Genomic DNA, 25365 nt, shown 5'->3' on the forward strand with positions numbered 1-25365 from the left:
AGCGTTTTATCGCCAGCTGTGCTGGCCAAGATGTCAACAAGGTTGGGCAAATGACAGAGCTTATCAAGAATTTCGAGGAATCAAGCCGCCTCCGCGCACTTGCCCACCAAGTCATTCCTGGGGGCGCACATACCTATGCCAAGGGTGACGATCAATATCCGCAACTGTCGCCAGGCTTCATAGCCAAAGGTTCCGGTAGCCACGTATGGGATGTCGATGCCAATGAATACATAGAATACGGAATGGGAAACCGTTCCGTTGGGCTAGGCCACGCATACGCTCCCGTTTTGGAGGCAGCGACACGTCAGCTGCAGCTTGGCTGCAATTTCACCCGTCCTGCCGACATAGAAGTGGAGTGTGCTGAAACCTTTCTCGAGACCATCCCTGGAGCGGAGATGGTGAAGTTTTGCAAAGATGGATCGGATGCAACATCCGGCGCGGTCCGGTTGGCAAGAGCGGTAACCGGGCGGGATATGATCGCACGCTGCGGTGATCATCCATTTTTTTCGACAGACGACTGGTTCATCGGTGACACCGAGATGAACGCAGGCATCCCCGATGCCGTGCAGAAGCTCACCGTCAGTTTCAAATATGATGACCTCGATAGCGTACGCGCGCTGTTCAACAGGTTTCCGGGGAAAATCGCGGCGCTAATCCTTGAGCCGTCGCGCGGCGACGATCCGAAGAATAATTTCCTTCATGCAGTGCGGGACCTTTGCCACAGCAACGGGGCCTTGTTTATTCTGGACGAAATGATCACAGGTTTTCGCTGGCACAAAGGTGGAGCCCAGCAACTTTATCGCATTGAGCCTGATTTGTCTTGTTTCGGCAAAGCACTGGGCAATGGATTCTCAGTCTCCGCGCTTGCTGGCAAACGCGAATACATGGAACTTGGCGGGCTTGAACAAACGGCTAGTCCGCGCGTATTCCTGCTTTCCACAACTCATGGCGCAGAAACACATGCATTGGCAGCCGCCATTGCCACGATGCGCATCTATCAAGACGAGCCCGTCATCGAACACCTGTACCGTCAAGGTGACGCTCTGCGTACGGGCATAAATCAAGTTGTCGCTCGTCACAATCTTAATGAATATTTCCGGATAACCGGCCGATCCTGCTGCCTCGCTTATGCCGCCCTGGATCAAGCCAAGACACCGTCTCAAGCATTCCGGACGTTGTTCCTGCAGGAAACCATCAAACGCGGCGTGCTTATGCCGTCGTTGGTAGTCAGCTATACGCACAGCGATGAAGACGTTGCGCGCACGGTCGATGCCGTCGATGGGGCGCTTGGTATCTACAAGCAAGCTCTGGAGAACGGTGTTGACAACTATCTCGTAGGCAAGCCATCGCAAGTCGTATTCCGGCGTTTTAACAGACCGCCGGTCGCCGAACGCGCGCTGGAACTAGCGGGCAATGCCTGACTGGGCTGAAAAAAGATTCTTCTGGCTGGTTCTTGTATCGGCGATGTGTTGCTCGTTCGTTGCCCAGGCACAGCAGCCGGCTTTTCCCCTCCAGATATCCGAAAACCATCGCTATCTCCAGGACGCATCAGGTCGCCCATTTCTTCTGACAGGCGATGCCGCGTGGTCGTTGATCGGAGATTTGTCGCGCGAGGACGCGGACATGTATCTCGCCGATCGTCAGAGTCGAGGTTTTAACACGATTCTGGTTTCACTGATCGAGCATCGCTTCAGTCGAAATGCCCCGCGAAACTATTATAAACATGCTCCGTTTGCCCTCGGCGGAAACTTCGCAAAGCCGAACGACGCTTACTTTGCTGATGCAGACTGGATTCTGGAGCGCGCTCGAGAACGGGGATTTTTAGTACTTCTGACACCGGCCTACCTTGGAACCAATGGCGGTGACCAGGGCTGGTATCAGGAAATGCACGATGCGGGGCCGGAGGCACTCCGATCATATGGGCGCTATCTCGGTCAGCGTTACCAGCACTTCAAAAACATCATTTGGGTCCAAGGCGGCGATTGGGACCCGCCAACAAAAACCTTGGTGGATGCGCTTGCAGAGGGAATCAAGGAGACAAATCCTGAAGCTCTCCAAACGGTGCATGCGGGGCGGGACACGGATGTTCTTCACAGTTGGGACGAACAATGGCTCGGCATTGATACGGTTTACACTTACGGCGATGTTCGCACCGCCACTCTGAAACGCTATCTCTCGGGACAAACACGCCCGTTCTTTTTCATCGAAGGCTTATATGAAGGAGAGCACCACACAACCGAACAAATGATTCGGGAGATCGCATATGGCGCAATTCTTTCAGGAGCCGCCGGCCAGGTGTTTGGCAACAATCCGGTCTGGCATTTTGCTGGTCCGGCTCTTTTCCCGCGCCCGGTAACCTGGCAGAAAGCTCTTTCCAGCCGCGGTGCCCAAAACATCAGTCATCTCAAGACGTTCTTCGACGCTATCGCCTGGTGGACACTCGAACCGGAGCAGGGGAAACTTCTCGTTGCGCCGGATCCGCCGCTTCCCGGGTATGTTATTGGCAGTCGCTCGGCGAAGGGTAATCTTGCAGTGATCTACCTGTCCGACCGGAACAGCGTCATCCTCGACAAAGCAGCGCTAGCGCCAACAAAGCAGCACGCTCGCTGGTTCGATCCTGCATCCGGGCAATTCAGTGAAGCGATCGCGAAAAGTGACTCCAACGAAGACACCATCACATTCGAGTCCCCACAGGCACAAAATTCGGCAGGCTTTTCGGACTGGCTCCTTCTGCTGAGCGATACCGACTGAGAGCGTCAGCGTTCAGACAACTACATCGGACAAAAGGCGTAGCACATTTGCCGAAAGTGTAGTTCGTATCGATGATGATCCTCCGAACTCCTCTCTCGCCGTTCTGCCCGCCCGCAAGTACCGTTTACCAGAAAAACATCTGTGCGTAGAAGGACGATACACAATGAAAGTACTTGTGACAGGGCATCGCGGTTATATTGGAACGGTCATGGCGCCTTTCCTGATGAAAGCCGGCCATGAGGTTCATGGCTACGACGCCGAGCTTTACCGCAGTTGTTCCTACGCCCCCGGGGGCGCCATCGCCGAGGTTCCGGGGGTCTGCAAGGATGTACGCGACGTGACGGTAAGCGACCTCAAAGGCTTCGACGCCATTATTCACCTCGCGGCATTGTCGAATGATCCGCTCAGCAATCTCAATCCGGATATCACCTATGAAATCAACCATCGCGGCAGCGTGAAATTTGCTGAAACGGCGAAGAAGGCTGGCGTTTCCCGGTTTCTCTTTGCTTCGTCCTGCAGCAACTACGGTAAGTCGGGCGAGGGTATGATAGACGAGACCGGACAGCTCAACCCTGTTACGGCCTATGGCTCGTCCAAAGTGCTTGCCGAGAAGGACATTGCAAAGCTCGCCGACGACAAGTTTACACCTGTCTATTTGAGGCCTGCGACCGCATATGGTCTGTCTCCGATGCTGCGATTTGATATTGTCCTGAATAATCTCGTCGCTTGGGCGGTCACTGAAGGTGTCATCCTGCTGAAATCCGACGGTTCGCCCTGGCGTCCGATCGTCCATATCGAAGATATTTCGCGCGCATTCCTCGCTGCTATGGAAGCGCCCAAGGACAAGGTACACAACGAAGCATTTAATGTCGGCCAGTCGGCGCATAATTACCGCATTCGGGAAATTGCAGAGATCGTGGCGCAGGTCGTGCCCGGTTGCCGGCTAGAATTTGCAGATGATGCGGGTCCGGACACGCGTTCCTATCGTGTAAGTTTCGAAAAAATCGCGCGGGTTCTGCCAGCATTCAAACCGGTCTGGGACGCAAAGGCCGGTGCAGAACAGTTGCATGCTGCTTACATGAGCACCGGCTTGACCCTTCAGGAATTCGAGGGCCCCCGCTATCAACGCATCAGCAACATTCGGAAGTCGCTGGACGAGGGCACGTTGAACCAGAGTCTACGTCGTATTCCGTCGTCATCTCGGCATCCGGCCCTGGCCGATGCCGTCATATGACCATCCGTGTCTGCCATGAACAGCTTTATGGTATCGTTTGATACAATCAGGACGACGGGCGACGTCGAGGTTGATGTGGGAATCCGCATCTACGCGCTCGCCGCCCGGCTTTTCCCGATCTGCCGGAGCATAACCGGGGAGGGCGTGCGTGAAACACTGCAAGTCCTCGGCCAGCATATCGATCTGACCCAATACGAGGTCCCGACCGGAACACAGGCGCTTGATTGGACGGTGCCTCAGGAATGGAATATCCGCGACGCCTATATCAAGGACCCGTCTGGCCGGAAGGTTCTCGACTTCGCTGACAATAATCTGCACATCCTGGGATACAGTGCGGCTGTGCGACGGACGATGCCCCTCAGCGAATTGAAAACGCACATCCATACCTTGCCCGAACAGCCGGACCTTATTCCCTACAGAACGTCCTACTACAGCGAGCAATGGGGCGTGTGCATGGCGCACAATAAGCTCCTTCAGCTGGAGGAAGGCGAATATGAAGTTCTGATTGATTCCGAGAAGCGTGACGGACATTTGACCTATGGCGAATATGTCCACAAGGGTCAGTCAGATAGAGATGTGCTGCTTTCCGCCCATATCTGTCATCCATCACTCGCCAATGATAATTGTTCCGGTCTGGCGCTGTTGGCTTGTCTGGCCAAAGCGTTACGTACACGCAAAACACGCTACAATTATCGCTTTCTTTTTGCACCAGGCACGATCGGTGCGCTCACGTGGCTTGCCGGCAATGAAGACCAGATCTCACGGATCGACCATGGGCTGATCGTTTCCTGCGTCGGAGATGGCGGCGGACCCAATTACAAGCGAAGCCGCCGGGGCAACACCCTCATTGATCAGGCAATGCAATACGTACTGAACGCGGACGGCAGACAGGGTAAGATTAGCGATTTCAGCCCATACGGCTATGACGAACGCCAATATTGTTCGCCGGGATTCAATCTTCCCGTTGGGCTCTTCCAACGCAGCGCCTTTGGAACATTTCCAGAATATCACACATCTGCTGACAATCTGGATTTCATCTCGCCGGAGCATCTGGGCTCGTCCTATCGCATGATCATGGATGCGATCGATATATTGGAGATGAACTGGACGCCGATTAATCTTTTCCCGAAAGGCGAGCCGCAACTTGGCAGGCGTGGTCTTTACTCCGCATTAGGCGGCGATAAGTCTGCCGGAGAAACCGCCATGGGATACCTTTGGGTGCTCAATCTGGCAGATGGCAGTCACACGTTGCTCGATATCGCACAGAAGTCCAACATGTCCTTCCGCGATATCGCCCGGGCCGCGCAGTTGCTGCTCGCAAACGGCCTGCTTGCCGAGGCGCCGGAACAAGCTTAGGCGGGTGAGGCGTCCATCAGCGGCCAAGCTTGATCTTTGTCAGACAGGACGGTTGGCTTCGCTGGCCAGTCGATTGCAAACGCCTGATCGTTCCACCGAACACCGGTCGAGGCCTGCGGGTCGTAAAACTCCGATATGAGATAAGAGACGGTCGCGTCATCGCACAGCGTCTGGAAACCGTGCGCAAATCCTTTCGGGATATAGAGCTGCCGGCAATTGCTGTCGGAAAGTTCGTAGGCAGTCCAGCGCCGGTACTGAGGGGAGTGAGGGCGAAGATCGATGATCACGTCCAGTATTGCGCCCCTTATGCAGGAGACCACCTTCACCTCGGCGTGCGGTGCCGTCTGAAAGTGCATACCTCGCAAAGTATGCTTGGTTACCGAATGCGACATGCTGTGCTGAACAAATCTTGTTTCGAGTCCATGTTCTCTGAACTCGTCTACGCAAAACGTTCGGGCGAACGATCCACGTGCGTCCGAGATCGGCAACGTCTCGACAAGCCACGCACCATTCAGTTCCGTCTCGGTAAATCTCATTCTGTTCGCCTCATTAGACCATTTCTGAACCACCAATTTTGTCAAACTCCGCGTACACGCGAAAGTCACAATAAGAGGTAGGCCACGCATCGCCAATGTTCCTGCCACGTGGATTGAACGCCCAGGGAGCAGCAAGGGCTACACTCCGTTTGACGGACACCACATTGAGACGTTCCACCGTTCGGATGAGCCCACTGATCGCATTGTCATATCGCCCGCGCGTGTTGAAGGCCGTAACTTCATAGCCTGAGGATGCCGCTTGTCCCGAGAATCTCATGCGGACAGGGGAACACACGTGGTGATCAGGAGCCAAGGCATGAATATTCAAACCAGTACTCTCTTATTGGCGAACCGCCCAAGCGACAAAAAACATTCCTGTCGCCTGTGCGGCACCGGTTTGAAGTACACTTTCATTGATCTCGGAATGTCGCCTCCCTGTGAGAGCTTCGTTCCGCGCGAACTGATCGATTCTATGGAAGCATACTACCCGCTCCACGCTTATGTTTGCGAAGAGTGCCTGCTGGTGCAATTAAGCGAATATGTCAGCCCGCAGGCCATTTTTGAAGAATATGCGTATTTCTCTTCCTATTCCACCAGTTGGGTCGCACATGCGAAGAAATACTGCCATCAGATGGCAGAGCAACTCCAGCTTGGTCGCGATAGCCTTGTCGTCGAGCTTGCCAGCAACGACGGTTACCTGCTTCAGCACTTCCTTCCGTTGAACATCCCCGTGCTCGGCGTCGAGCCGGCGGCCAATGTCGCCAAGGTGGCTATTGAAAAGGGTATTCCGACTCGTGTGGAGTTTTTCGGCGAAAAATATGCTCAGACGCTGGTGAATGAAGGACTGCGCGCGGACCTCATCGCCGGCAATAACGTATTGGCGCAGGTGCCGGACCTCAACGATTTCGTCGCCGGCATGAAAATCCTGTTGAAGCCCGAAGGTGTTATCACCCTGGAGTTTCCTCATATCGAAAAACTGATCGCCGAAAATCAGTTCGACACGATCTATCACGAGCACTTTTCATACTTCTCGCTTCTCACAATCGAACTCATGGCCGAACGGCACGAGCTGAAGGTCATTGATGTAGAAGAACTCGGCACGCACGGTGGCTCGTTGCGCGTTCACCTCGCGCATGCGGCTAGTGAGCGTCCCATTCAGCCAAGTGTGGCCCGAGTTGTGAAGAATGAGATCGATGCAGGCCTCGACAGGATCGAGATATACACCTCGTTCGTAGAGAATGCCCGCCAGGTAAAGCGTGAGCTTCTATCGTTCCTGATTGAAGCGAAAAAGGCCGGCAAGACGATCTGCGGATATGGCGCGCCAGGTAAAGGCAATACGCTGCTCAACTATTGCGGTATCGGAACCGATTTCCTCGATTTTACCGTCGACAGGAACCCTTACAAGCACGGCCGCTATACACCCGGTATGCATATACCGATCGAACCGGTTGAAGCCATCGACCTGGTGAAACCAGACTACATCCTGATCCTGCCCTGGAATCTCAAGGACGAGATCGTTGCACAGATGCGGCATGTCCAGGAATGGGGCGCGAAATTTGTTGTTCCTATTCCAAGTGTTGCCGTCATCGACCCTAAGGAGCTCAAGCCATGAAAGTTGTTCTATTCTGTGGTGGTATGGGCACCCGCATTCGCGAATATTCGGAAAACGTTCCAAAACCCATGATCCCGCTTGGCTCTCAGCCGATTCTGCGGCACGTCATGCAGTACTATGCGGACTATGGACATGATGATTTCATCCTTTGCCTTGGCTACAAAGCCAACGTAGTGAAGGACTTTTTCCTGAATTGCCGCCCGCAGACGTTTTCGGATTGCGTGGTCACGGGTGATGGCAACGTAGAGGTGTTGGGAGATTCGCAAAAAGATTGGCGCATTTCTCTCATCGACACGGGTATCTGGCGCAACATCGGCGAGCGCCTCTGGGCGGTGCGCAATCAAGTCAGAAACGAAAAGATATTTCTCGCCAACTATAGTGACGGCCTGAGCAATGTCGATCTGGACGACATGATAGAAAAGTTTGAAGCCAGCGGAAAAATCGCATGCTTCCTCGCCGTTCGCCCACCGCTTACATATCATCTGGCGGACATAGCCGAAGACGGACGTGTGCGCGAGTTCCGCTCCTCTGACCGTTCCGACATCTGGATAAATGGTGGTTACTTCCTCTTCCGTGGCGAGATATTCGATTATATGCGGGAATCTGAAGAACTCGTACTAGAACCTTTCAGTCGGCTCATCGCAGACGACATGTTGATGGCCTACAAGCATGAGGGTTTCTGGCGTTCAATGGATACGCTGCGCGATTGGCAGGCTCTGCAGGAAATGGTTGAGCGCGGTGAAATGCCTTGGACAGCTCATGGCGCACTGAAAGACGGCTCCAACATCCGTTTGGTCAAGGCGTTATGAAGCAATTGCCTTTGGCGAGACGCGGAGAGCGTCTCTCTGTCCTCTGCCTGGGAGCGCATTCGGACGATATCGAAATAGGCGCAGGGGGGACAATCCTGCGCCTTATTGCCGATGGTGTCCTGCTTGACGTCCACTGGTGTGTGCTCAGCGCACCCGGGATCCGCGCGAGTGAAGCAAATGCTTCAGCCGTTGCTTTTCTTGAAGGCGCCGCCACGAGCAATATCGAACTTGCCGAATTTGAAGACAGCTATTTCCCTAGCCAGTCGCGCGAGATCAAGCAATGGCTCAATGCCGTACGCGAACGCGTCTCGCCGGACGTGATTTTCACGCACGCACGCGACGACGGCCACCAGGATCACAGGGAAGTGAACCGTCTGACAACCAACGTCTTCCGCAATCACTTTGTGCTCGAATATGAAATTCCAAAATGGGACGGGGATCTCGTGCAGCACAATACATATATGCCCTTGCCGTCCAAGATCATGGACCGGAAGACCGAACTTCTTCTCGAGCACTTCGGGACACAGCGCTCGAAAGACTGGTTCGATGAATTGACATTCAAAGGCTTGGCCCGTCTACGGGGCATGGAATGCCGTGCCGAGGAGCGCTTCGCCGAAGCGTTCACAAATCGCAAATTGGCCTTGACCATAGGGTAACACTCGGCCGCTCGAGCCGCTTCGCATCCCAAATGCAGGGTGCCGCTCTTCTATTCTGAGCACATTTTAGAATCTAACGAATCACGTGTTTAAAGCGACGCGAATCACTGCGTTTGCACCCTTGAGCGTTCCAAGCGGCATAAATCTCAAGTATAAGCCTTTCTTTATATGTTTAGTTCTTCGGCAGATGCGGAGGAAACGAACTAATAGGTACCCTCGACGAATTAATCCAGCCTATGGGATCGGGCTATAGCTGGCTACACCGTCAAATTTTTTACCATCGAAGGAATTATAAGAGGATTAAAGACACTAACAAATAAAGAGCGTAAATTAATATTCGTGAAAAAGAAGTGCGGCTGGACGTGTTTATGCGCGTTCAATAGATCAACTCGCAACAAAAGATAAAAATTGGGGTTAATACAATGGAGAATATTCATCCATCCCGTTTGGGCAACAATGAACAAGAGCCATATGATCGCGAGATCATTGTAAATAACAGCCAACAATCCAACGATAAATACAGCGGTAATCGTCAATTCCAAAAATACAGTACAGAAGATTACTTGGCTATCGTCGATAAGCGTGCTTTGGAACGCGAATGTCTCGCTCAGGCTTTGATCAACCATCACATAGGCCTCAAAGTATTTACATTCGGTAGCCTGGAAGAATGGCAAGCCTCTAAAAAAGAACTATCCAATTTGCGCGCCGTGTTGATCAACACTGGCAATCGCACGCTGGACGATGCCAATCTAACTGCTGAAATCAGCGAGCTTGTCGCGACTTTCCAGACTGCAGCTGTGGTTGTCGTTGCCGACAATGACGATCTGACCTTTATTCTGAAGGCATTGGAGCTCGGCGTTCGTGGTTACATCCCCACAACGGTTGGTATCGAGATCTGCATGCAGGCCATTGAACTGGCAATCGCCGGTGGAAAGTTCGTACCGGCAAGTAGCGTTCTAACTTTGCGTAAGCTCCTTGGCGGCCGAAGCGACGAGTTTCGTCACATCACCACTTCGTTTACAGCGCGGCAGTCCGCCGTTGCCGAGGGTCTCCGTCGTGGCAAGGCAAACAAGATTATCGCCTATGAGCTCAACCTCTGCGAAAGCACGGTAAAGGTCCATATTCGCAATATCATGAAGAAACTGGGCGCCACTAATCGGACGGAGGTTGCGTACAAAATTAGCGACATGATTCCGCATGAATCCAGATTCTGAACGGCCTACCTGCTAACCGATATCTGATTTTCAGAGGTATTGATCATGATCGTTTCTGAGGTTTTGCCCCCGCAGGGCGGAATGCCATTGTCGCGAATCCTTTCGCTCCTGCTGAACAGATGGCTTACAGTTCTATCAGCCATTGTTGTGTGTATGGGGCTGGCGATAATGGGCTATATGAACGCCCCGGCCAAATACAGCTCCGAAGCGATCTTGGCCTTAAACGTTCGCAAATTGCAGGCGCTTCCAAATGAATCGGTCGTTTCACCGCTTCCGCAGGAAAGTCCTGTTTTGCGGACGGAACTCGACATTATCAGCTCGCGCTCCATGGCCGAGAAGGTACTTGCCGACCTCGACCGTCAAGGTTTTGACTCCAAGGGCAAAATCGTTGTGCCCGGCCAGGGAAACCTTGTCGCGACAGATGACGAAACGCCCTCCGATCGGGCAAGAATTGACGAGCTTCTGTCAAATCTCAATGTTCTCAATGACGGCAGATCATACACGATCTACATCAGTTACCGCGCGAATAATCCGGAATATTCGGCTGCTGTCGCGAATGCCTTCGGTGAAGCGTACCTCAATTATCAGATCGATTTGCAAACCTCGGCCACGCGCCGTGTTAGTGATTGGCTTGGTGGAAAGCTCTCCAGCCTGCGGGCAACGCTAGAACGATCTGAGCGCGCGGCAGCCGATTTTCGCGAGCAATCAGGACTGGTGAAGGCCAACGGCATGACGCTGCAGTCACAGCAAATTGCTGCGTTGAATGCCGAACTCGCGACCCTTCGGGGAAAACTTGCAGGTGCCGAAGCCCGGCTTTCAACCGCAATCGAGGCGTCAAAGAATAATTCTGGCGTGGCTTTGTCGGAGATTCTCAATTCCCCTGCCATCTTGGCACTACGGACGGAACAATCCCGGATCGAGAGAAATATTCAGCAAATCAAGGAGAGCGGGGCAACTCAAAGCGTCCAGCTTCCACAGCTTAACTCGCAGCTTGAATCGTTGAAAGGCCAGATCGGCGTGGAGGTTCAACAAATTCTGGATAGTCTCCGAAACGAGATAAATGTCACGCACCTTCAGCAAGCGTCGGTTGAGGCAAATCTGAAAGAGCTACAAGACAGCATGTCAACGGCCAACAAGGCTACTGTCCAGGCCGATCAGCTGGATCGCGAAGCTTCGGCAAACCGTGCGATATATGAAAGCTACCTGACGCGTTACAAACAAACGATCGAGCAGGACGGTATCGCCACCGCCGAAGCGCGTATGATTTCGCGTGCTGTTCCGGCAAGGTCGAAGGTAAGTCCACGTCTTTCGTCATGGCTTGCGTTGGGCGGAATTGGCGGCATCTGTTTCGGCATGGCGGGCGCGTTTCTTATGGAAATGCGTGATAAATCCATCCGATCGAGCGCGGCTCTCGAAGCAGCGGTGCGGCTGCCCATTATTGGCCGGATACCTCAATTGTCGGTTCGGGAGCGGAAAGAAGCCGCGCGAATGGTTACCGACGGCAATTCGGGCTTCGGCCGTGCGATCGCCGACCTTCAGGCACAGCTATTATTGTCGGCATCGACAAAGGCGGCGCGGGCAATTGCTATTACAAGCGCCGGCGACCAGGAAGGCAAGACGTTGATTGTGGCGGGCCTTGCGAGGTCACTGTCAGCCACAGGGATACGGACTGTGGTCGTGGACGCCAATTTCCGGAATCCGATGGTGGCCCATGAGTTCGGCGATCAATTCGGTCCCTATCTGGAAGAGGTGATCCGTGGCCGGCATACACTGGAAGCGGCGGTGCAGCACGACGCGGAATCGTCAATCGACTTTGTGGCGACGCAGACCTGCCAAGTTCCGGCAGAATTCCTGCTGGGCCACGAGCAATTCGCCAAAATGATCGCAGAGCTCAAGCGTCAGTACGACATCGTTCTTATTGATACGCCCGCAATTTCCAACAGCGCGGATGCCATTCGTGCGGCGTCGCTTGCCGATACGACGGTATTGGTCGTGCGTCGTGACGTCGCCAAGATGGAGGACGTTGTGACCGCCGTTACGAAACTACGCGCCGACGGCCGGAAAGTCAGCGGTATCGTTCTCAACAGCGACCACGAAAGCAGAGGCCCGGTCGCCTTGAGCGCTCCGCTTGCTCCGGCCAAATTCGTCTCCGGGCGCGTCGTCAAGGAGCTTGCTGACTACGCAAAAACCCGCTCTTCCACCGCAAAGGCATGAGGTCGACGATGTTGATCAAACAAAAAAATAGCCGCCCGGGATTTGCTCACCGGATCAACAAGCTGATGACCGCTTGTGCGTTTTCTTCGATCCTCTTGTTGTCGCCAATGACTTCGGCGGCGTGGGCGGACGAGCCTTATAAAGTTGCATCGGGCGATGTCCTCCTGATCACCGTCTACGGCGATACTGGACTGTCAGGCACATTTCCCGTCAGCGTCGAAGGAACGATCGGATATCCCATTCTTGGCAATATCCCCGTTGCAAATCAAACCATTGCGGAAATCAGCAGCACCATAAGCCAGAAGCTGCTTCAACACATTCCGGGGCTCTCAGTCTCCGTGGCGATGAAGGAATATGCGCCAGTGTTTGTTATTGGCGATGTTCAGAAGCCGGGTAAATATGAATTTCGTCCCGGTATGATTGCGCTCGAACTGTTCGCACTGAGCGGTGGCTTGAAAGAAGCGTCGGACAAGATGGACACAGCAGGGACCCAGCTGGTCACTGCGCGTCAGGACTATTCGGACACGTCTCTACAACTGTTCGCCCAAGAAGTGAGGCGTGCGCGCCTCCAGGCGGAGCTCGACGAAAAGCCGTTTGAATACGTTCTGGACAAGGAAACCATCACTGATGATTTGCCGGCCCGCCAACAGGTGGTCGACGCCGAGCGTCGGGTTTTCGATTTGCGTTTGGCGGCCTTGCACAGCGAAGAAAAAGCTCTTCAGGACCAGAAACAGAATTATCGCGAAGAGATTGATACGCTAGAAAAAAGTACCAAGCTTCGTAACGAGGAAATTTCTCTTCTGGAACAGAACGTGGGATCTTCCGAGAAGCTTGTATCGCAGGGGCTCACGGCACAGTCGACATTGAGGGACAGCCAAAGGCAACTTTCCGCCATGCGCCGCGATGCCCTTGAATTCGGCTCATTTCTCGCACGGGCCAGGCAAAACGAGAACGCTATCGGGCAGCGCCTGCTAGCTCTGAACGAGCAGCGGGCAAACGACGCCGCCAATCAACTGCGTGACATCGAGCTGGATCTCATTCGACTGAGAAAGCGACTGGCCTTCATCGTCCAAACGATGGCTGAGATTGGCGCGACGGCACAGCGCGCAACGACTCGCGACCAGTCTGTGAGGCTGACTTTCTCCGTCGCGCGGATTGTTAACGGTGAGTATCAGGAATCGGAGCTGACTGAACACGATCCGATCAAGGCGGGCGATATCCTGCGGGCTCAATTGGCTGTTCCGAAAGATGTGGCAGCGAACAGCATCAATCCGCCCGGTTAGGTCGGCCAAAAGCGGTCCTTTTAAAAAACAGCCAGGTCGTGACCTGGCTGCTTTTTTATCCCTGGTATTAATTTGCTCTAGCGTGCGGCCGAAGCAATCGGCGCGACGTTGGTTGATGTGAGCATCGACTGTTGCCAACGCATATAGAGATCGGTCAGTCCGGTCTCGAGGTCGATGCTGGGCTTCCAGCCCATACCCTGCAAGCGTGTAGGATCGACCAGCTTTCGCGGTGTACCGTCCGGCTTCGATGTATCGAACACGATGGACCCGTCATAGCCAACAATCTTCGCAATCAAGATCGCGGCATCATGGATCGAGATTTCGTGTCCCGACCCGACATTGATAAATTCGGGCCCAATATACTGCTTCATGATGAATACGCAGGCGTCAGCCAGATCATCGACATGCAGGAATTCGCGTTTCGGTGTCCCCGTACCCCACACGACAACTGTGGGGCTTGCCGAGATTTTAGCCTCATACATCTTGCGGATGAGGGCTGGAAGAACATGGGAGTTTTGCGGATCGAAATTGTCGTTGGGGCCATAGAGACTTGTCGGCATCGCGGTCAGGAAATTCTGCCCATATTGTCGCGCATAGGCTTCGGCAAGCTTGAGGCCAGCGATCTTTGCAATCGCATACGCTTCGTTGGTTGGCTCCAGCGCGCCGGTCAGCAGAGAGCTCTCCTGGATCGGTTGATCGGCATATTTGGGGAAAATACAGCTCGACCCCAGCCACAACAATTTCTGAACGCCAAGCCTGTGGGCCGCGTGCATGATATTCATGCCGATCATCGCGTTATCGTAGAGAAAATCGGCAGGGTATGTCGAATTTGCAATGATTCCGCCAACTCTCGCCGCAGCGACGAAAATGGCATCAGGACGCGCGCTAGCCATCCACTCTTCCGTTTCCAGTTGTCGCGTCAGATCGAGATCATCATGGGTAACTTCAAGCAGTTCGCAACCCTCGGACTGCAGCCGCCGTGTCAGTGCCGAGCCCACAAGACCGGTGTGTCCCGCTACCCAAACTCGTTTACCCCGGAGATCGAAGTGGTGATTTTCCGACTCAACCATGGAGATCATTTCGCCTTTCGTCGTGGATGATGGTTCGCTTGTCGACGACAGCTCAGCGAATGTGGGCCGTGATGGTCCATTGCACACTCGTGAAATGCAGTCGGAGGAAGCGAGTTATTGGATTCAGTATATATGGCGCACAGCGCGATACACTTCGGCAATAGGGATAAGATGGGCTCCCAACCTTAGGGAATGCAAGGCGTATCGGGCGGACCAGGGCCTCTAAAAGGGGTGGAAATCGACCGCAACCTCTCCGGAAGGAGTAGGCGGGATGACCAGTCGCTGGGCGCCGTAGTGCCTTTGTTGAACTTGTTCGGCAACTGTGAACTGCGACAATCAAGACCAAGAATCTGTGTCTGACAGACGGCCCGGGCTTGAGGCATCCACAAATGAAAATTGTATTTGCAAATCGCTATTTCTCACCTGATCAATCAGCAACGAGCCGCATGGTGTCGGGGCTGGCGTTCGCATTGGCGCGGCGCGGTTTTGACGTCGCGGCGATCGCTAGCCGTACGCCACATGATCAATCAGACGTGACGCTGCCAGCGGAAGAAATAGTGTCGGGGGTTAAGGTAAGCCGGCTTTGGGCTACGCGGTTCGGACGGAGCAATGTTCTCGGGCGGGCAATCGATTATCTAACCTTCCACGTCTCTGCATTCGTCTGGTGTTTGTGGAACCTTAAGGCTGGTGACGTCTGCGTTGTATGCACCGATCCTCCCCTGCTTTCCGTTACCACGTCCTTGCCTATTCGGTGGCGACGCGCGCAAATGGTCAATTGGATCATGGACCTCTTTCCCGAGGTCGCCATGGAACTTGGCATGCTGTCGAATAAAAGCTTGTCGGGGACGGTCAGTCGGTCAATGCGCAACTGGTCGATGCGCAAATCGGCCATGATCGTTTGTCCGACCGCAAGGATGGCAGACTATATCACCGACCGCGGTTTCTCCGAGAAACAGGTCTTTGTCATGCACCACTGGTCCGATGGTGATGAGATCTATCCGGTAGAGCCCGCGTCCAACCGCTTGCGGGCGAGCTGGGGTTTGCAGGACAAGTTTGTTGTTGGCTATTCGGGCAACTTTGGTCGCGCCCACGACTTCTCGACACTCTTGGAAGCGGCTGTGCTTTTGAGCGGGCATGACGATATTCAGTTTCTCATGATTGGTGGCGGCCAGCAGAGGGCCCACGTCGAAGAGGTTGTGCGGAATCGTAATCTGAAGAATGTAGTTTTCAAACCGCTTCAACCGGCCGAACATATCGCTGAGAGTCTGAGCGCGGCCGATGCTCATATCGTGTCGCTATTGCCTCGGCTCGAACATTGCATCGTTCCCAGCAAGTTTTATGGAATCCTGGCGGCTGGCCGGCCAACTCTCTTCATCGGCGACCCAAACGGCGAGGTAGCGCGCGTGGTGGCGGCCGAAGACTGCGGTGCGGCCGTGGAGATTGGCGAGGGAAGAAGACTCGCGGACGTCATCCTCGAGATGAGAAACTCCCCCGAACGTCGCTTACAGACCGGTCAAAACGCAAGACATGTCCTGGAGACTCTGTTTTCGCGGGAGAGCGCCGTGGCTGCTTGGTCGGACGTCATGCTCAGATTTGATCGGCCGACGGGGATTCCATCAAAAACTTCTGTTTATGAGCCCGCAGAATGAGCGATACTGTTGTCGTTAGCCAACTGGGTGCTCGCATGCATTACGCCGTGCCGCGCATCTTTGCATCCGAAAATCAGCTGGCACATTTCTACACTGACATCTGCGCCACCAAAAGCTGGCCGCGCCTTGTCAATGGTCTTCCAAAAAACCTTCTTCCCTCCTCGGTTAAACGCCTCGTTGGACGAGTCCCAAAAGGTGTAGCACCGGAATTGATTTCGACCTTTCCTGGTTTCGGTCTCCGCTCGGCGGTCCGCAGGCTGCGCCTAGCGAACGTCGTCGAGGAAACGGAACATGCCGTGTGGGCTGGATCCGAATTTTCGCGTTTGGTGGTTTCAAGCGGCTTTCATGGCGCGGCGGGCCTTTACGCTTTTGCCGGCGATGCGCTGGAGCAGATGGTTGCGGCAAAACAGCAAGGCATGTGGACTGCAGTCGAGCAGATGATCGCCCCGCGCGAAGTTGTTGAAGAGCTGGTTGGGAGCGAGCAGCAAAGTTTTCCTGATTGGGCCGGACCACATACTGACAATGCACATGCCAAGATTTTTGCGGAGCGTGAGAAAGCCGAGTGGGAGCTCGCGGACATTATCATATGTCCTTCGGAATTCGTCCGGCGCAACGTCATTGCACGGGGCGGAAAAGCTGAACGATGTGTGGTCGTTCCGTATGGCATAGATCCGCAATACCCGCCTCAGGACATTATTCGAATCGGCGGGCCTTTGCGCGTGTTGACCGTGGGACAAGTCGGTCTTCGAAAGGGTTCACCTTATGTCGCAGAGGCAGCACGTTTGCTCGGCCCATCAGCGATCTTTCGCATGGCAGGTCCGAGCAGCCTTCCCGACCGTGTCGTGGCGCACCTTTCGAAGCATGTCGAACTCCGCGGAATCGTCCCGCGTGCAGAGATGGCTGCAGAATACGAATGGGCCGATGTTTTCCTTCTTCCCTCGATTTGCGAAGGATCGGCGACTGCTGTTTATGAAGCGCTGGCCGCCGGACTCCCCGTCGTCTGTACGGAAAATGCCGGCAGCGTGGTACGTGATGGGATCGATGGCTTCATTGTTCCCATTCGCGACGGCACGGCGATTGCAAAAGCAATCGCTACGTTGGCAGACAATGTCGGAATGCGCGCGGCAATGTCGGAAAGCGCTGTGGCACGCGCGGCGGACTTCACTGTTGACCGTTACGGCAAACGTTTGCTTTCCGCACTCTCGGGCCTTACTGAGCAGCGCGCGCCCGTGTGTGTCGCATGAAGATAGTCCATGTCATATCTTCGATCGATCCTGCCCAGGGTGGTCCGCAGAGTGGCTGTGTGCGATTGGCGGCGGCCCAGTCTGCGCTGGGCCACGACGTTCACATTGTTAGCTATGGCGGTGCAGAAGTTGAAAAGCGAGCATTCAAATCTGCTCAAGACGTTCCATTCGTTGCGCTTGTTCACTGGGACTTGCTGGATGATCCGGACCGGATGGAACAGATATCATGCGTTGAAGGGTCCCGCCTGTTGCGCCAGGTGTTGAAGGGCGCGTCATTCGTCCACATTCACGGCGTGTGGGAGCCTATTCTCAGAAGTGCTGCAAATACGGCAAGATCGACCCGCATCCCGTACTGCGTCCAGCCACATGGTATGCTCGATGCCTGGAGCATGAAGCAGAAGCATTGGAAGAAGCGCGTGGCGTTGCTTCTTGGGTATCGGAAGATGCTTGATCGGGCAAATTTTTTGGTGACGCTCAACAACGACGAATCCCGGCTGCTTGAGCCACTTCGCCTTAAGGCACCGACTCTCACGATACCGAACGGCATATTCTTGGAAGAGTTTGCTGATCTGCCAGAGGCAGGTTTCTTTCACAAGCGGCTTTCTCTTGCCCGTGAAAAGCGTGTCATTCTCTTCCTGTCCAGACTTCATACCAAGAAGGGTTTGGACATTCTTGCGGATGCTTTCAAGCTGATCGCTGAGTCTCACCCAGACGTCGATCTTGTTGTCGCTGGCCCGGATGGCGGAGCCCGGGAAGGCTTCGTATCCCAGATTAATCGACTGCATATCGCGGATCGGGTTCATTTGGTCGGCCCCATCTATGGCGCAGACAAACTGTGCGCATTGGTCGATGCCAGCTGTTTTTGTCTTCCGAGCCGCCAAGAAGGTTTTAGCGTCGCTATTACCGAGGCTCTGGCCTCTGGCCTGCCAGCAGTAATTAGCGATGCGTGTCACTTTCCAGAAGTTGGAACAGCAAATGCCGGCTTGGTGGTTTCACTTGATCCGGCCGACGTTGCTTCCGCGCTCGCAAGTGTCTTGGACAATCCCGCGATGGCATCGATTATGGGACAGAATGGTCAACGGCTTGTTCGCGAGAATTACACATGGCCGCGCATCGCCGAATTGACGATCCAGGGATATGCTCCCAATCACAATCCGAAGATTCGATCTAGAATAAGTGGACTTGCGACTGCTACGGATTACTGAGCTGCAGCATCCCGGTTGCGCCCTTTGACGGCTTTTGCCGGATTTCCAACATAGATCGTCCATGGATCGAGCTTGCCGAAGGCAACTCCCCTCGCACCGAGCACTGCTCCCTCGCCGACGACGACCCCGGGTCCCACAAACGCTTCAGCTGCGATCCAGGCATTGGATCCAATTGAAATGGGCCTGCTCTTCAACGGAAATCCTGGATCATTGACGTCGTGGGTGCCCGTGCACAGATGGGAACGCTGTGACACGATGGCGAAGTCCCCAAGCGTGATTTCCGCGACATTGTAACAGATAACGCCCGGCCCCATGGACGCATGCCGTCCCATGGTGAGGTTTCCGGGCCACCATATCTTCACGCTGCTGCGCACGATTGCGGTCGAATGAATGCGCGCGCCGAACCGCCGGAGGAGCCAGCCTCTCCAAGGATAAAAAAATGATGGCGTCCAGGCTGCAAGCAATATCCAGCAGATCGTCCAGATTAGTCGCATCAGCCGGAAGCGAAATGCAAACGTGGCACCTCCCAAGCGCGGCAGGGGCTGCGCCGTGCTGTCGAATGTTGGATCGCTGTAGCGTGACCGCATGATAGACTTTCCTTATCGGGCTGTTGCCACGCCAAAATTAGCAGGGAGCGTTCCGCTCGAATAATACGGATGGAGATCTGGCGAACGACTCCGGCACCACACCAATGTCGGCAGCAAGAATATCAGCATGTGAACCCAGACAGTCAGAACCCAGTCCGTCTGGTGTGATATGGCATGAATGGCGGGTACGATGGAAAATATGTAGACGAGTTGAGCTGACATCTCTCCGCTCTTCGCCGAGGCCCACAGGCGGCTCATCATATAGGCGAGGAGAAGAAACTTCAGGGCGCCAAAATACCAGAAGGATTGAAACGCGTCGGCCATACCCGTTTCAGTCGTACCTGTCAGCGGATCGTAATCGCGTGCCGCGACAGGCATTTTCATCATGAGCGACTCTTTGAACTTCGCTCCGACGAGCTGCGCTGGTACATAATTGAAGACCAGCCGGTTCCAGTGAAACTTGCCATAGTCGAAGTCCATCGTCTCTTCTGTATGATGGAGGCGCCAGATGGCATTCCGCATTTCCGGACCACCGTTTTTCAGCAAATCATCGAAATTGGCGGCCACGTTGATTTGAGCGATGTCCTGCCACACGGGTGCCGAATTGGCCCTCGTAATCGTGCGATAATCACCCATGCTATTCAGGAGGACCGTACCGATAAGAACGCCCGCCAGCATTATGGTTCGCGGTATGACCCAACCCCTATAATACCAGAACGCCAGCGCAAAGATGATGATGAGCTCGACTGCTTCTGCGCGCTTTCCAGTGACGACAATCCGGTCGAAATAAAAGATCAGATCGACGCCGATGATAAATGCAGCGGTCCACGAATAGCGGCGGGCAAAACAGAGGACGGCGATGGCCATACCATAGCTCATGAATCGTGCGAAAAAGAGCCATGCGACCGGCGCGCCGCTGATCTGCACGCCAACCATCATCTCACCCGGCAACCGGCTGAGCTTGTAGTAAAAGTACGCGCCTGTGAGAGAAAGAAAAAAAGCCGCGATCAGCAGGCGTTTTTCATCGAAATCCCAGCGAAAAAAGGCGAAAGGCCTGGCGTTTGAGGACCACCCCAACCAGCACATCGAAAGACAGAGAATCGTGAAGGCGATCGTCTTCGCATATCCCCCTTCCGGAAGAAAACGATCATCCGCCAGTGCTGGAATCTGCGGCAGAATAAAAGCGAAGGTGATAACGCCGACCAGAAAAGGAAACTGATAGATGCGCTCGGGCTTCAGCATGCCCCACAAGAGCAGCATGAGCACGGCGCCCAGCATTAACCACGTCAGAAGCCAGTTCATGTTCTTGCCTCCCGTGAAGGGAATGGGGCAGGGATGCGCGTGGATTCCAAGCCGAGAAAATGGCGAATGGCGTACCAGACCGTCTTTGGGTACTCTTTCACGATCTGGATTCCATCAGGGCCAAACGCGATCTTCTCGAGGGGCTGACGCGGTTCCACTGGAACCGACACCCAGCGGATATCTCCGGACGCGGCCTCAAAGCTCGCTATAGCTCGGCGCGAGTGATACCAGCTCGTCACGAGAACGGCGCTGCGGACATTCATTTGCTTGAGCATCGGTGAGGAGAAAAGCGCATTCTCCCAGGTTGTTCCCGATTGGCACTCAACGGCAATGGCGCTTCTGTCGACCCCTTGGTCGATCATTGCCTCCCGTATCCAGTAACAGTCGCCGTCACCGCTGACCAAGACCTTTGGCGCGACACCCGTCTGCCACAAGCCTGCCGCTCTGGTGGCCCGTGAGGGACCATCTCCCCCCAGAACCACGATCACGTCTGCTTTGCCGATTGGATCGCGAATTGTCAGCAGCGGATCGGCCAGGAAAAGCGCCAGGGGCGCGGCGGAGATCGCCAGCACCGCGGCAAGACCAAGGCCGGCGAAGAACCACTTGCGCGATCGCTTGCGAGCGCGCCGTTGCCGAATGGTCAATCCTGGGTGGGCTTGGACACGTGTCATACGGAAAGGCCAAGCTCTCGCCGCTGCAATTCCCTCATCTTGATAACGATCATGTATTCATATGATGCGATGAGCCGGCAGTAATGATAGCCCTGCCAGCCATCGAGGAAACCGCCGCGGAGAAAGTACATATAGGCAAATCTGGCTGCCGGACGAAATGGCAGGCGGTAGGAGAACTCCTTGAGTGCACGCCGTCTGGCCTCTGGCGTGGCACTGAAGAACGAAGTCCACGGAATTTTCTTGCTGCGCAGGATCTGCAGGGATTCGCGTGCCTCGAAACCCGAATAGCGATTATGCTTGTCGAACCAGGCGGCCATTCCCTTGTTGAAGCTGTAGTGAACGAAATGCGACTGAAGACGCCCGGTCGGACCATCGCCAACGGGACGCGAATGACATTCGCGCTCATACTCGATACGTTCCGGTCGGGCGAGGCGCGTAATCCACGTGGGATAAAGACTGCTGTGCTTGATCCAGCGACCCATGAACATGTTCTTGTAGCGAGCGCTGAACATTGCTTCGGGCCTGTCCGGATCGGCAGCGATCGCCAGCATCTCGTCGCGTAGGTCCTCAGGAGTGATCTCGTCAGCGTCGGGCATATAGACCCATTTATGCTTGAATTCGATTTCCTTCAGGCCATACATGCGTTGTTTTGTTTCGGTCTCATACTTATGCTGATAGACGCGCGCGCCGGCCGCCTTGGCAATTTCGAGGGTTTTATCAGTACTATAGGAATCCAGTACGACGATATCGTCGCACCACGTCAGCGAAGCCAAACATGCCGGCAAGCTTTCTTCTTCATTCAAGGTCATGATCAGGACGGATATTGACAAGGGATTACTCCACACTTTTGGCTAGCTTAAACGGCGTCTGAAAACATGCCGGCGTTGTTGTTGGCATTAGGGGGCGGAGGCGTATGAACGATTTCTGCACGTATTGGAGCAGGCGGCATCGGGTTCAACTGGGCGACCGCAACTGAACGCGACTGCTGAACCCAATCTGTGCCCGCCTCGCTCGTGAAAAAGACGAGGGCGGAATGCGCTGCGAGCGGTATCAGCAAGGCCACCGTCATCAGATAGTTCGAAGCTTCGATAATGATGCCGAAAGTTCCTATCCCACCGCACAGCACCGACGCTGCAAGAATGATATTGGTCGTCGTACGCGGGGAAATCGACCTGTCGAGCAAGAGATGATGAAGGTGCGAGCGATCGGCGGCCAAGGGACTGCGTCCCGCATAAAGCCGCCGGACAATCAGGCTGAGCGTATCGATCACGGGAATTGCGACGATCCACATTAGTACGGAAAACGCAATATGCGTATGGGTCGACAAGCGGATGATCAGATAGGCGATTGCAGCGCCCAGTGTCGTGCTGCCGGCATCTCCAAGAAATATCTTTGCGCGCGCGATCCACGGACTGCGCATGTTGAACGCAAGAAAACCGCTGACTGCAGCCAACAGCACGACGATTGGCAGCACCAGTTCGCCCGGGCCTTTCCATCCGGCGACTACAGCGAGCCAGAAAAGGGCCACGGCCGCACTCCCGCCCGCCAAACCATCTATGCCATCGATCATGTTCCAGGAATTGATCAGGCCAACTACGAACAAAATAGCCACGACCGTAAGGAGCGGGAAAGATATGCTAAGCAAGGCAGGCGGAAGTGCGATGCCGGTCACAATGGTCGATCCTGACAGCGGATTGACCAGTATGATTGCTGCAACAAATTGCGCGGCGAGGCGCTTCATTGCCGAGAGTTCATTGCGATCGTCAATCACCCCCACAATAATCGTGATGAGAAGGCCGGCCCAGAAGTTCAGGGCCAGTAGCGGCTCACTCCCCTGAACCAGCATGACCATTGTGAAGGCGGCGAATATGGCGATTCCACCACAAAGGGGGACGACGCCATCGTGCAGTTTTCTCCGGTCGGGATAATCGACAAGAGAACAGGCGTGCGAGACCTTCTTCAAAACAACGATCAGCAAGGCACTGACTGCCATAGCTGCGAGACAATTGGTGATCCAAACAAACAAGACACACCTCCAGCTGAATGTGCATCCCTCGCGCAAGATGTTCTCACCTCGTCGCGGCCGTAGGGAATGCTTTTCATGGAGAATACCGCTGCCATTCACGCGGCACCATTTAGGAGAAGTGAGAAGCAGTTCCTCCTGAAGGATGAGCCCCGCTGTGTCCCTTTGGACTAATAGAATCGCGCGTATAAAGGGTTATTCTGGGCAAATTGGGGACTGTCGGGCTGCCATCGTTGCTCCGTGTCACGGTCGCGTCACGTTTGGTTACATAGCCTTGCTGATCCGCAAGTATTTGCAGCATAAATGAGAATTGAAGTAGCCTTTCCAAAATTCCTTTCGAAATAAGACAAGTACAAGGGGAATACTTCTTTCACCAGGTGGCGTAGGGTATGAACATGAGTGTAACAGTTGCGCGTATGGGAACTGACCTTATTCAGCAAGGATCCCCGGTTGATGGCGGATCGAAATTCCGTGGCGGCATATTTATTCATGCCGAAGCCGGAGTTGTTTTCCAGGGGTTGATGCAATCTCTCGAAAGAACATTCCCGGATATCCAGGTCAGCCTCTCGAATAACATTGGGGACACGGGCTCGCCCGATATCAATGTAGGCCTTGTGCTGCTTCACGCCGACTTTGCTTCCGATGTGGTCGACTGCATCGCCCGTTGCAAGATGCGTTTTCCGAATGCATCCGTTACGCTGATGATCGATGAGAACAGCCCTTCCACCCAGGAACTCACTGGTCTTTTTGACAGCAAGACAATCCAGGGGCTTCTGCCGTTCAGCCTGAAACTTGATGTTTGGCTTGCGGTCGTCTGGCTACTGCTCAACGGGGGCGATTATTATCCCTCCACTATCGTCCGTTCGATGGAAAAGTCACCAACCGTGTCTGGCAAGATACCGCAGCTCCATAATCAGCCAGATAATTCTTCCAGCCGGGCATGGCCTGTCAAGACGCTGACATTGCGGGAACACGAGATCCTGCAGCTTTTGTCGGAAGGCCTGCAGAACAAGATCATTGCAGATCGCCTGACTCTCTCCATCCACACGGTCAAGGTTCATGTACATAATTTGATCCGCAAGCTGCGGGCACACAACCGCACCCAAGCGACGGCGATCTATCGCAACAGCATGAACCATCATGGAATGAAACCGTTCGACACGACAGTTGTGCACTGACCCAACGGTCGGTCTAACTACCACTAATGCAGGCCCTCTACCTCAAATTGGCGGCTTGTACGGTCTCATACCAGATGTAAGATCATAACATGACGCTATTCCAGCCACATAGATTCGATGATCAATCGAACAGAACCAACGAATGCAAGAACGCCCTCCGGGCCGCATTTGAGGAACTGGTGGATGACGCGTTGACCGCCGGGTGGGACAGGTATGAGGTTTCACTCGCTTTGTCCGAACTTGGCGAACAACTGGTTCAGGCTACGGCTGAGAGCGCCGGTTCGGAAGCCGACATCGCGATCGCCAAAGCCATATTCGAGATCAAGCGCGGGTTCTAAAAGCTCCCTTAAAAAATCGATCAGCGGCTATCATGACTATCGCATGACAGTGCTGTCGTTCTCTTATATTTCTCCACTTGAATTTCTCTTGTGTATAGCTCTTTGAATATTGTGATCTGTAGTATTTTAGTGACTCAATCGAATTTATTATTTACTAATCATTTCTCTTCGGAGTCACCGCAGCGGAAGCCGCGGTGGGGAAGGAAATTGACCCCAAAGTCTCGAATTTCAGGGTTTTACCCGGCGATTGTGCTTGCCATGGGCAATGCCTTAATTCATAGTTATTAGACTTTATGCTAATACTCCCTCTAGTGAACTATTTGAAGCTATAGTAGAGTTAATGGCAAGACAGAACGGCACTTATCGATTGACAGGGTTACGTATTCAGAAAATCAAATAAAATCCGGGGTTTAGGCGGAATGAAGCTGGCGGT

22 protein-coding genes are annotated in these 25365 nt (G+C 54.2%); 15 read left to right on the plus strand and 7 right to left on the minus strand.

Annotated features, from left to right (window positions below):
- Positions 1–50: 50 nt before the first annotated feature.
- The 4 genes from J2X72_RS10410 to J2X72_RS10425 all read left to right on the plus strand — a co-directional run bounded on the left by J2X72_RS10410 (position 51) and on the right by J2X72_RS10425 (position 5341).
- Positions 51–1421: a glutamate-1-semialdehyde 2,1-aminomutase gene (locus tag J2X72_RS10410; RefSeq protein WP_310071577.1), complete on the plus strand. Its 1371-nt coding sequence runs from the start codon at positions 51–53 to the stop codon at positions 1419–1421.
- A complete protein-coding gene (locus J2X72_RS10415) occupies positions 1414–2751 on the plus strand; it encodes a DUF4038 domain-containing protein (protein ID WP_310071580.1) in 1338 nt (445 codons plus the stop codon). Before J2X72_RS10410 ends, J2X72_RS10415 begins: the two co-directional genes overlap by 8 nt.
- A gap of 163 nt (positions 2752–2914) precedes the next feature.
- Positions 2915–3985: an NAD-dependent epimerase/dehydratase family protein gene (locus J2X72_RS10420; protein ID WP_310071583.1), complete on the plus strand. Its 1071-nt coding sequence runs from the start codon at positions 2915–2917 to the stop codon at positions 3983–3985.
- A gap of 27 nt (positions 3986–4012) precedes the next feature.
- Positions 4013–5341 carry a DUF4910 domain-containing protein gene (locus J2X72_RS10425; protein ID WP_310071586.1) on the plus strand — a complete coding sequence of 443 codons (1329 nt, stop codon included), beginning with the start codon at positions 4013–4015 and terminating at the stop codon, positions 5339–5341.
- Here J2X72_RS10425 and rfbC read toward each other — a convergent pair.
- Positions 5338–5877, minus strand: coding sequence for a dTDP-4-dehydrorhamnose 3,5-epimerase (gene rfbC / locus J2X72_RS10430; RefSeq protein WP_209997999.1), 540 nt, complete (start codon positions 5875–5877; stop codon positions 5338–5340). The genes J2X72_RS10425 and rfbC overlap by 4 nt on opposite strands.
- 316 nt (positions 5878–6193) lie before the next feature.
- Here rfbC and J2X72_RS10435 point away from each other — a divergent pair, with 316 nt between their 5' ends.
- From J2X72_RS10435 to J2X72_RS10460, 6 genes are all read left to right on the plus strand, one after another.
- Complete coding sequence (locus tag J2X72_RS10435) at positions 6194–7489, plus strand: methyltransferase domain-containing protein (protein ID WP_209997998.1); 1296 nt, start codon at positions 6194–6196, stop codon at positions 7487–7489.
- Positions 7486–8298 carry a sugar phosphate nucleotidyltransferase gene (locus tag J2X72_RS10440; protein ID WP_209997997.1) on the plus strand — a complete coding sequence of 271 codons (813 nt, stop codon included), beginning with the start codon at positions 7486–7488 and terminating at the stop codon, positions 8296–8298. The genes J2X72_RS10435 and J2X72_RS10440 overlap by 4 nt, the downstream gene beginning before the upstream one ends.
- Entirely contained in the window at positions 8295–8954 is a 660-nt protein-coding gene (locus J2X72_RS10445; protein ID WP_209997996.1) for a PIG-L deacetylase family protein, read from the plus strand. The genes J2X72_RS10440 and J2X72_RS10445 overlap by 4 nt, the downstream gene beginning before the upstream one ends.
- A 422-nt stretch (positions 8955–9376) precedes the next feature.
- On the plus strand, positions 9377–10168 hold the full coding sequence (locus J2X72_RS10450) for a response regulator transcription factor (RefSeq protein WP_209997995.1): 792 nt from the start codon (positions 9377–9379) through the stop codon (positions 10166–10168).
- A 45-nt stretch (positions 10169–10213) separates the two neighbouring features.
- Positions 10214–12382: a polysaccharide biosynthesis tyrosine autokinase gene (locus tag J2X72_RS10455; protein WP_209997994.1), complete on the plus strand. Its 2169-nt coding sequence runs from the start codon at positions 10214–10216 to the stop codon at positions 12380–12382.
- A gap of 8 nt (positions 12383–12390) precedes the next feature.
- Positions 12391–13665: a polysaccharide biosynthesis/export family protein gene (locus J2X72_RS10460; RefSeq protein WP_310071599.1), complete on the plus strand. Its 1275-nt coding sequence runs from the start codon at positions 12391–12393 to the stop codon at positions 13663–13665.
- A 77-nt stretch (positions 13666–13742) separates the two neighbouring features.
- Here J2X72_RS10460 and J2X72_RS10465 read toward each other — a convergent pair whose 3' ends face one another.
- Positions 13743–14744: a GDP-L-fucose synthase gene (locus J2X72_RS10465; protein WP_310071601.1), complete on the minus strand. Its 1002-nt coding sequence runs from the start codon at positions 14742–14744 to the stop codon at positions 13743–13745.
- Positions 14745–15181: 437 nt separating this feature from the next.
- Here J2X72_RS10465 and J2X72_RS10470 point away from each other — a divergent pair, with 437 nt between their 5' ends.
- Genes J2X72_RS10470 through J2X72_RS10480 form a run of 3 tightly spaced genes read left to right on the plus strand, consistent with a single transcriptional unit; the run spans position 15182 to position 18833 of the window.
- Entirely contained in the window at positions 15182–16384 is a 1203-nt protein-coding gene (locus J2X72_RS10470) for a glycosyltransferase family 4 protein (protein WP_310072195.1), read from the plus strand.
- The gene (locus tag J2X72_RS10475) at positions 16381–17628 is read left to right on the plus strand and encodes a glycosyltransferase family 4 protein (protein ID WP_310071603.1); all 1248 of its coding nucleotides are present in this window, start codon (positions 16381–16383) and stop codon (positions 17626–17628) included. Before J2X72_RS10470 ends, J2X72_RS10475 begins: the two co-directional genes overlap by 4 nt.
- Entirely contained in the window at positions 17625–18833 is a 1209-nt protein-coding gene (locus tag J2X72_RS10480) for a glycosyltransferase (RefSeq protein ID WP_310071605.1), read from the plus strand. Before J2X72_RS10475 ends, J2X72_RS10480 begins: the two co-directional genes overlap by 4 nt.
- On the opposite strand, the gene J2X72_RS10485 is transcribed toward J2X72_RS10480, so the two are convergent.
- Genes J2X72_RS10485 through J2X72_RS10505 form a run of 5 tightly spaced genes read right to left on the minus strand, consistent with a single transcriptional unit; the run spans position 18827 to position 23419 of the window.
- Complete coding sequence (locus tag J2X72_RS10485; protein ID WP_310071608.1) at positions 18827–19420, minus strand: putative colanic acid biosynthesis acetyltransferase; 594 nt, start codon at positions 19418–19420, stop codon at positions 18827–18829. The genes J2X72_RS10480 and J2X72_RS10485 overlap by 7 nt on opposite strands.
- A gap of 12 nt (positions 19421–19432) precedes the next feature.
- Positions 19433–20722 carry a hypothetical protein gene (locus J2X72_RS10490; RefSeq protein ID WP_310071611.1) on the minus strand — a complete coding sequence of 430 codons (1290 nt, stop codon included), beginning with the start codon at positions 20720–20722 and terminating at the stop codon, positions 19433–19435.
- Positions 20719–21393 carry a YdcF family protein gene (locus J2X72_RS10495; protein WP_310071614.1) on the minus strand — a complete coding sequence of 225 codons (675 nt, stop codon included), beginning with the start codon at positions 21391–21393 and terminating at the stop codon, positions 20719–20721. Before J2X72_RS10495 ends, J2X72_RS10490 begins: the two co-directional genes overlap by 4 nt.
- A complete protein-coding gene (locus J2X72_RS10500; protein WP_209997987.1) occupies positions 21390–22223 on the minus strand; it encodes a glycosyltransferase family 2 protein in 834 nt (277 codons plus the stop codon). The genes J2X72_RS10495 and J2X72_RS10500 overlap by 4 nt, the downstream gene beginning before the upstream one ends.
- A gap of 26 nt (positions 22224–22249) precedes the next feature.
- A complete protein-coding gene (locus J2X72_RS10505; protein WP_310071617.1) occupies positions 22250–23419 on the minus strand; it encodes an MraY family glycosyltransferase in 1170 nt (389 codons plus the stop codon).
- 392 nt (positions 23420–23811) lie between these two features.
- Between J2X72_RS10505 and J2X72_RS10510 the strand changes: the two genes are divergently transcribed.
- Positions 23812–24594, plus strand: a complete 783-nt coding sequence (locus J2X72_RS10510; RefSeq protein WP_310071620.1) for a response regulator transcription factor — start codon at positions 23812–23814, stop codon at positions 24592–24594.
- An 89-nt stretch (positions 24595–24683) separates the two neighbouring features.
- Positions 24684–24932 (plus strand): hypothetical protein, encoded by a 249-nt coding sequence (locus J2X72_RS10515; protein WP_209997984.1) that lies wholly within the window; start codon positions 24684–24686, stop codon positions 24930–24932.
- Positions 24933–25365: the final 433 nt, after the last annotated feature.

The organism is Phyllobacterium sp. 1468, from assembly GCF_031455525.1.
GTDB lineage: Bacteria > Pseudomonadota > Alphaproteobacteria > Rhizobiales > Rhizobiaceae > Phyllobacterium.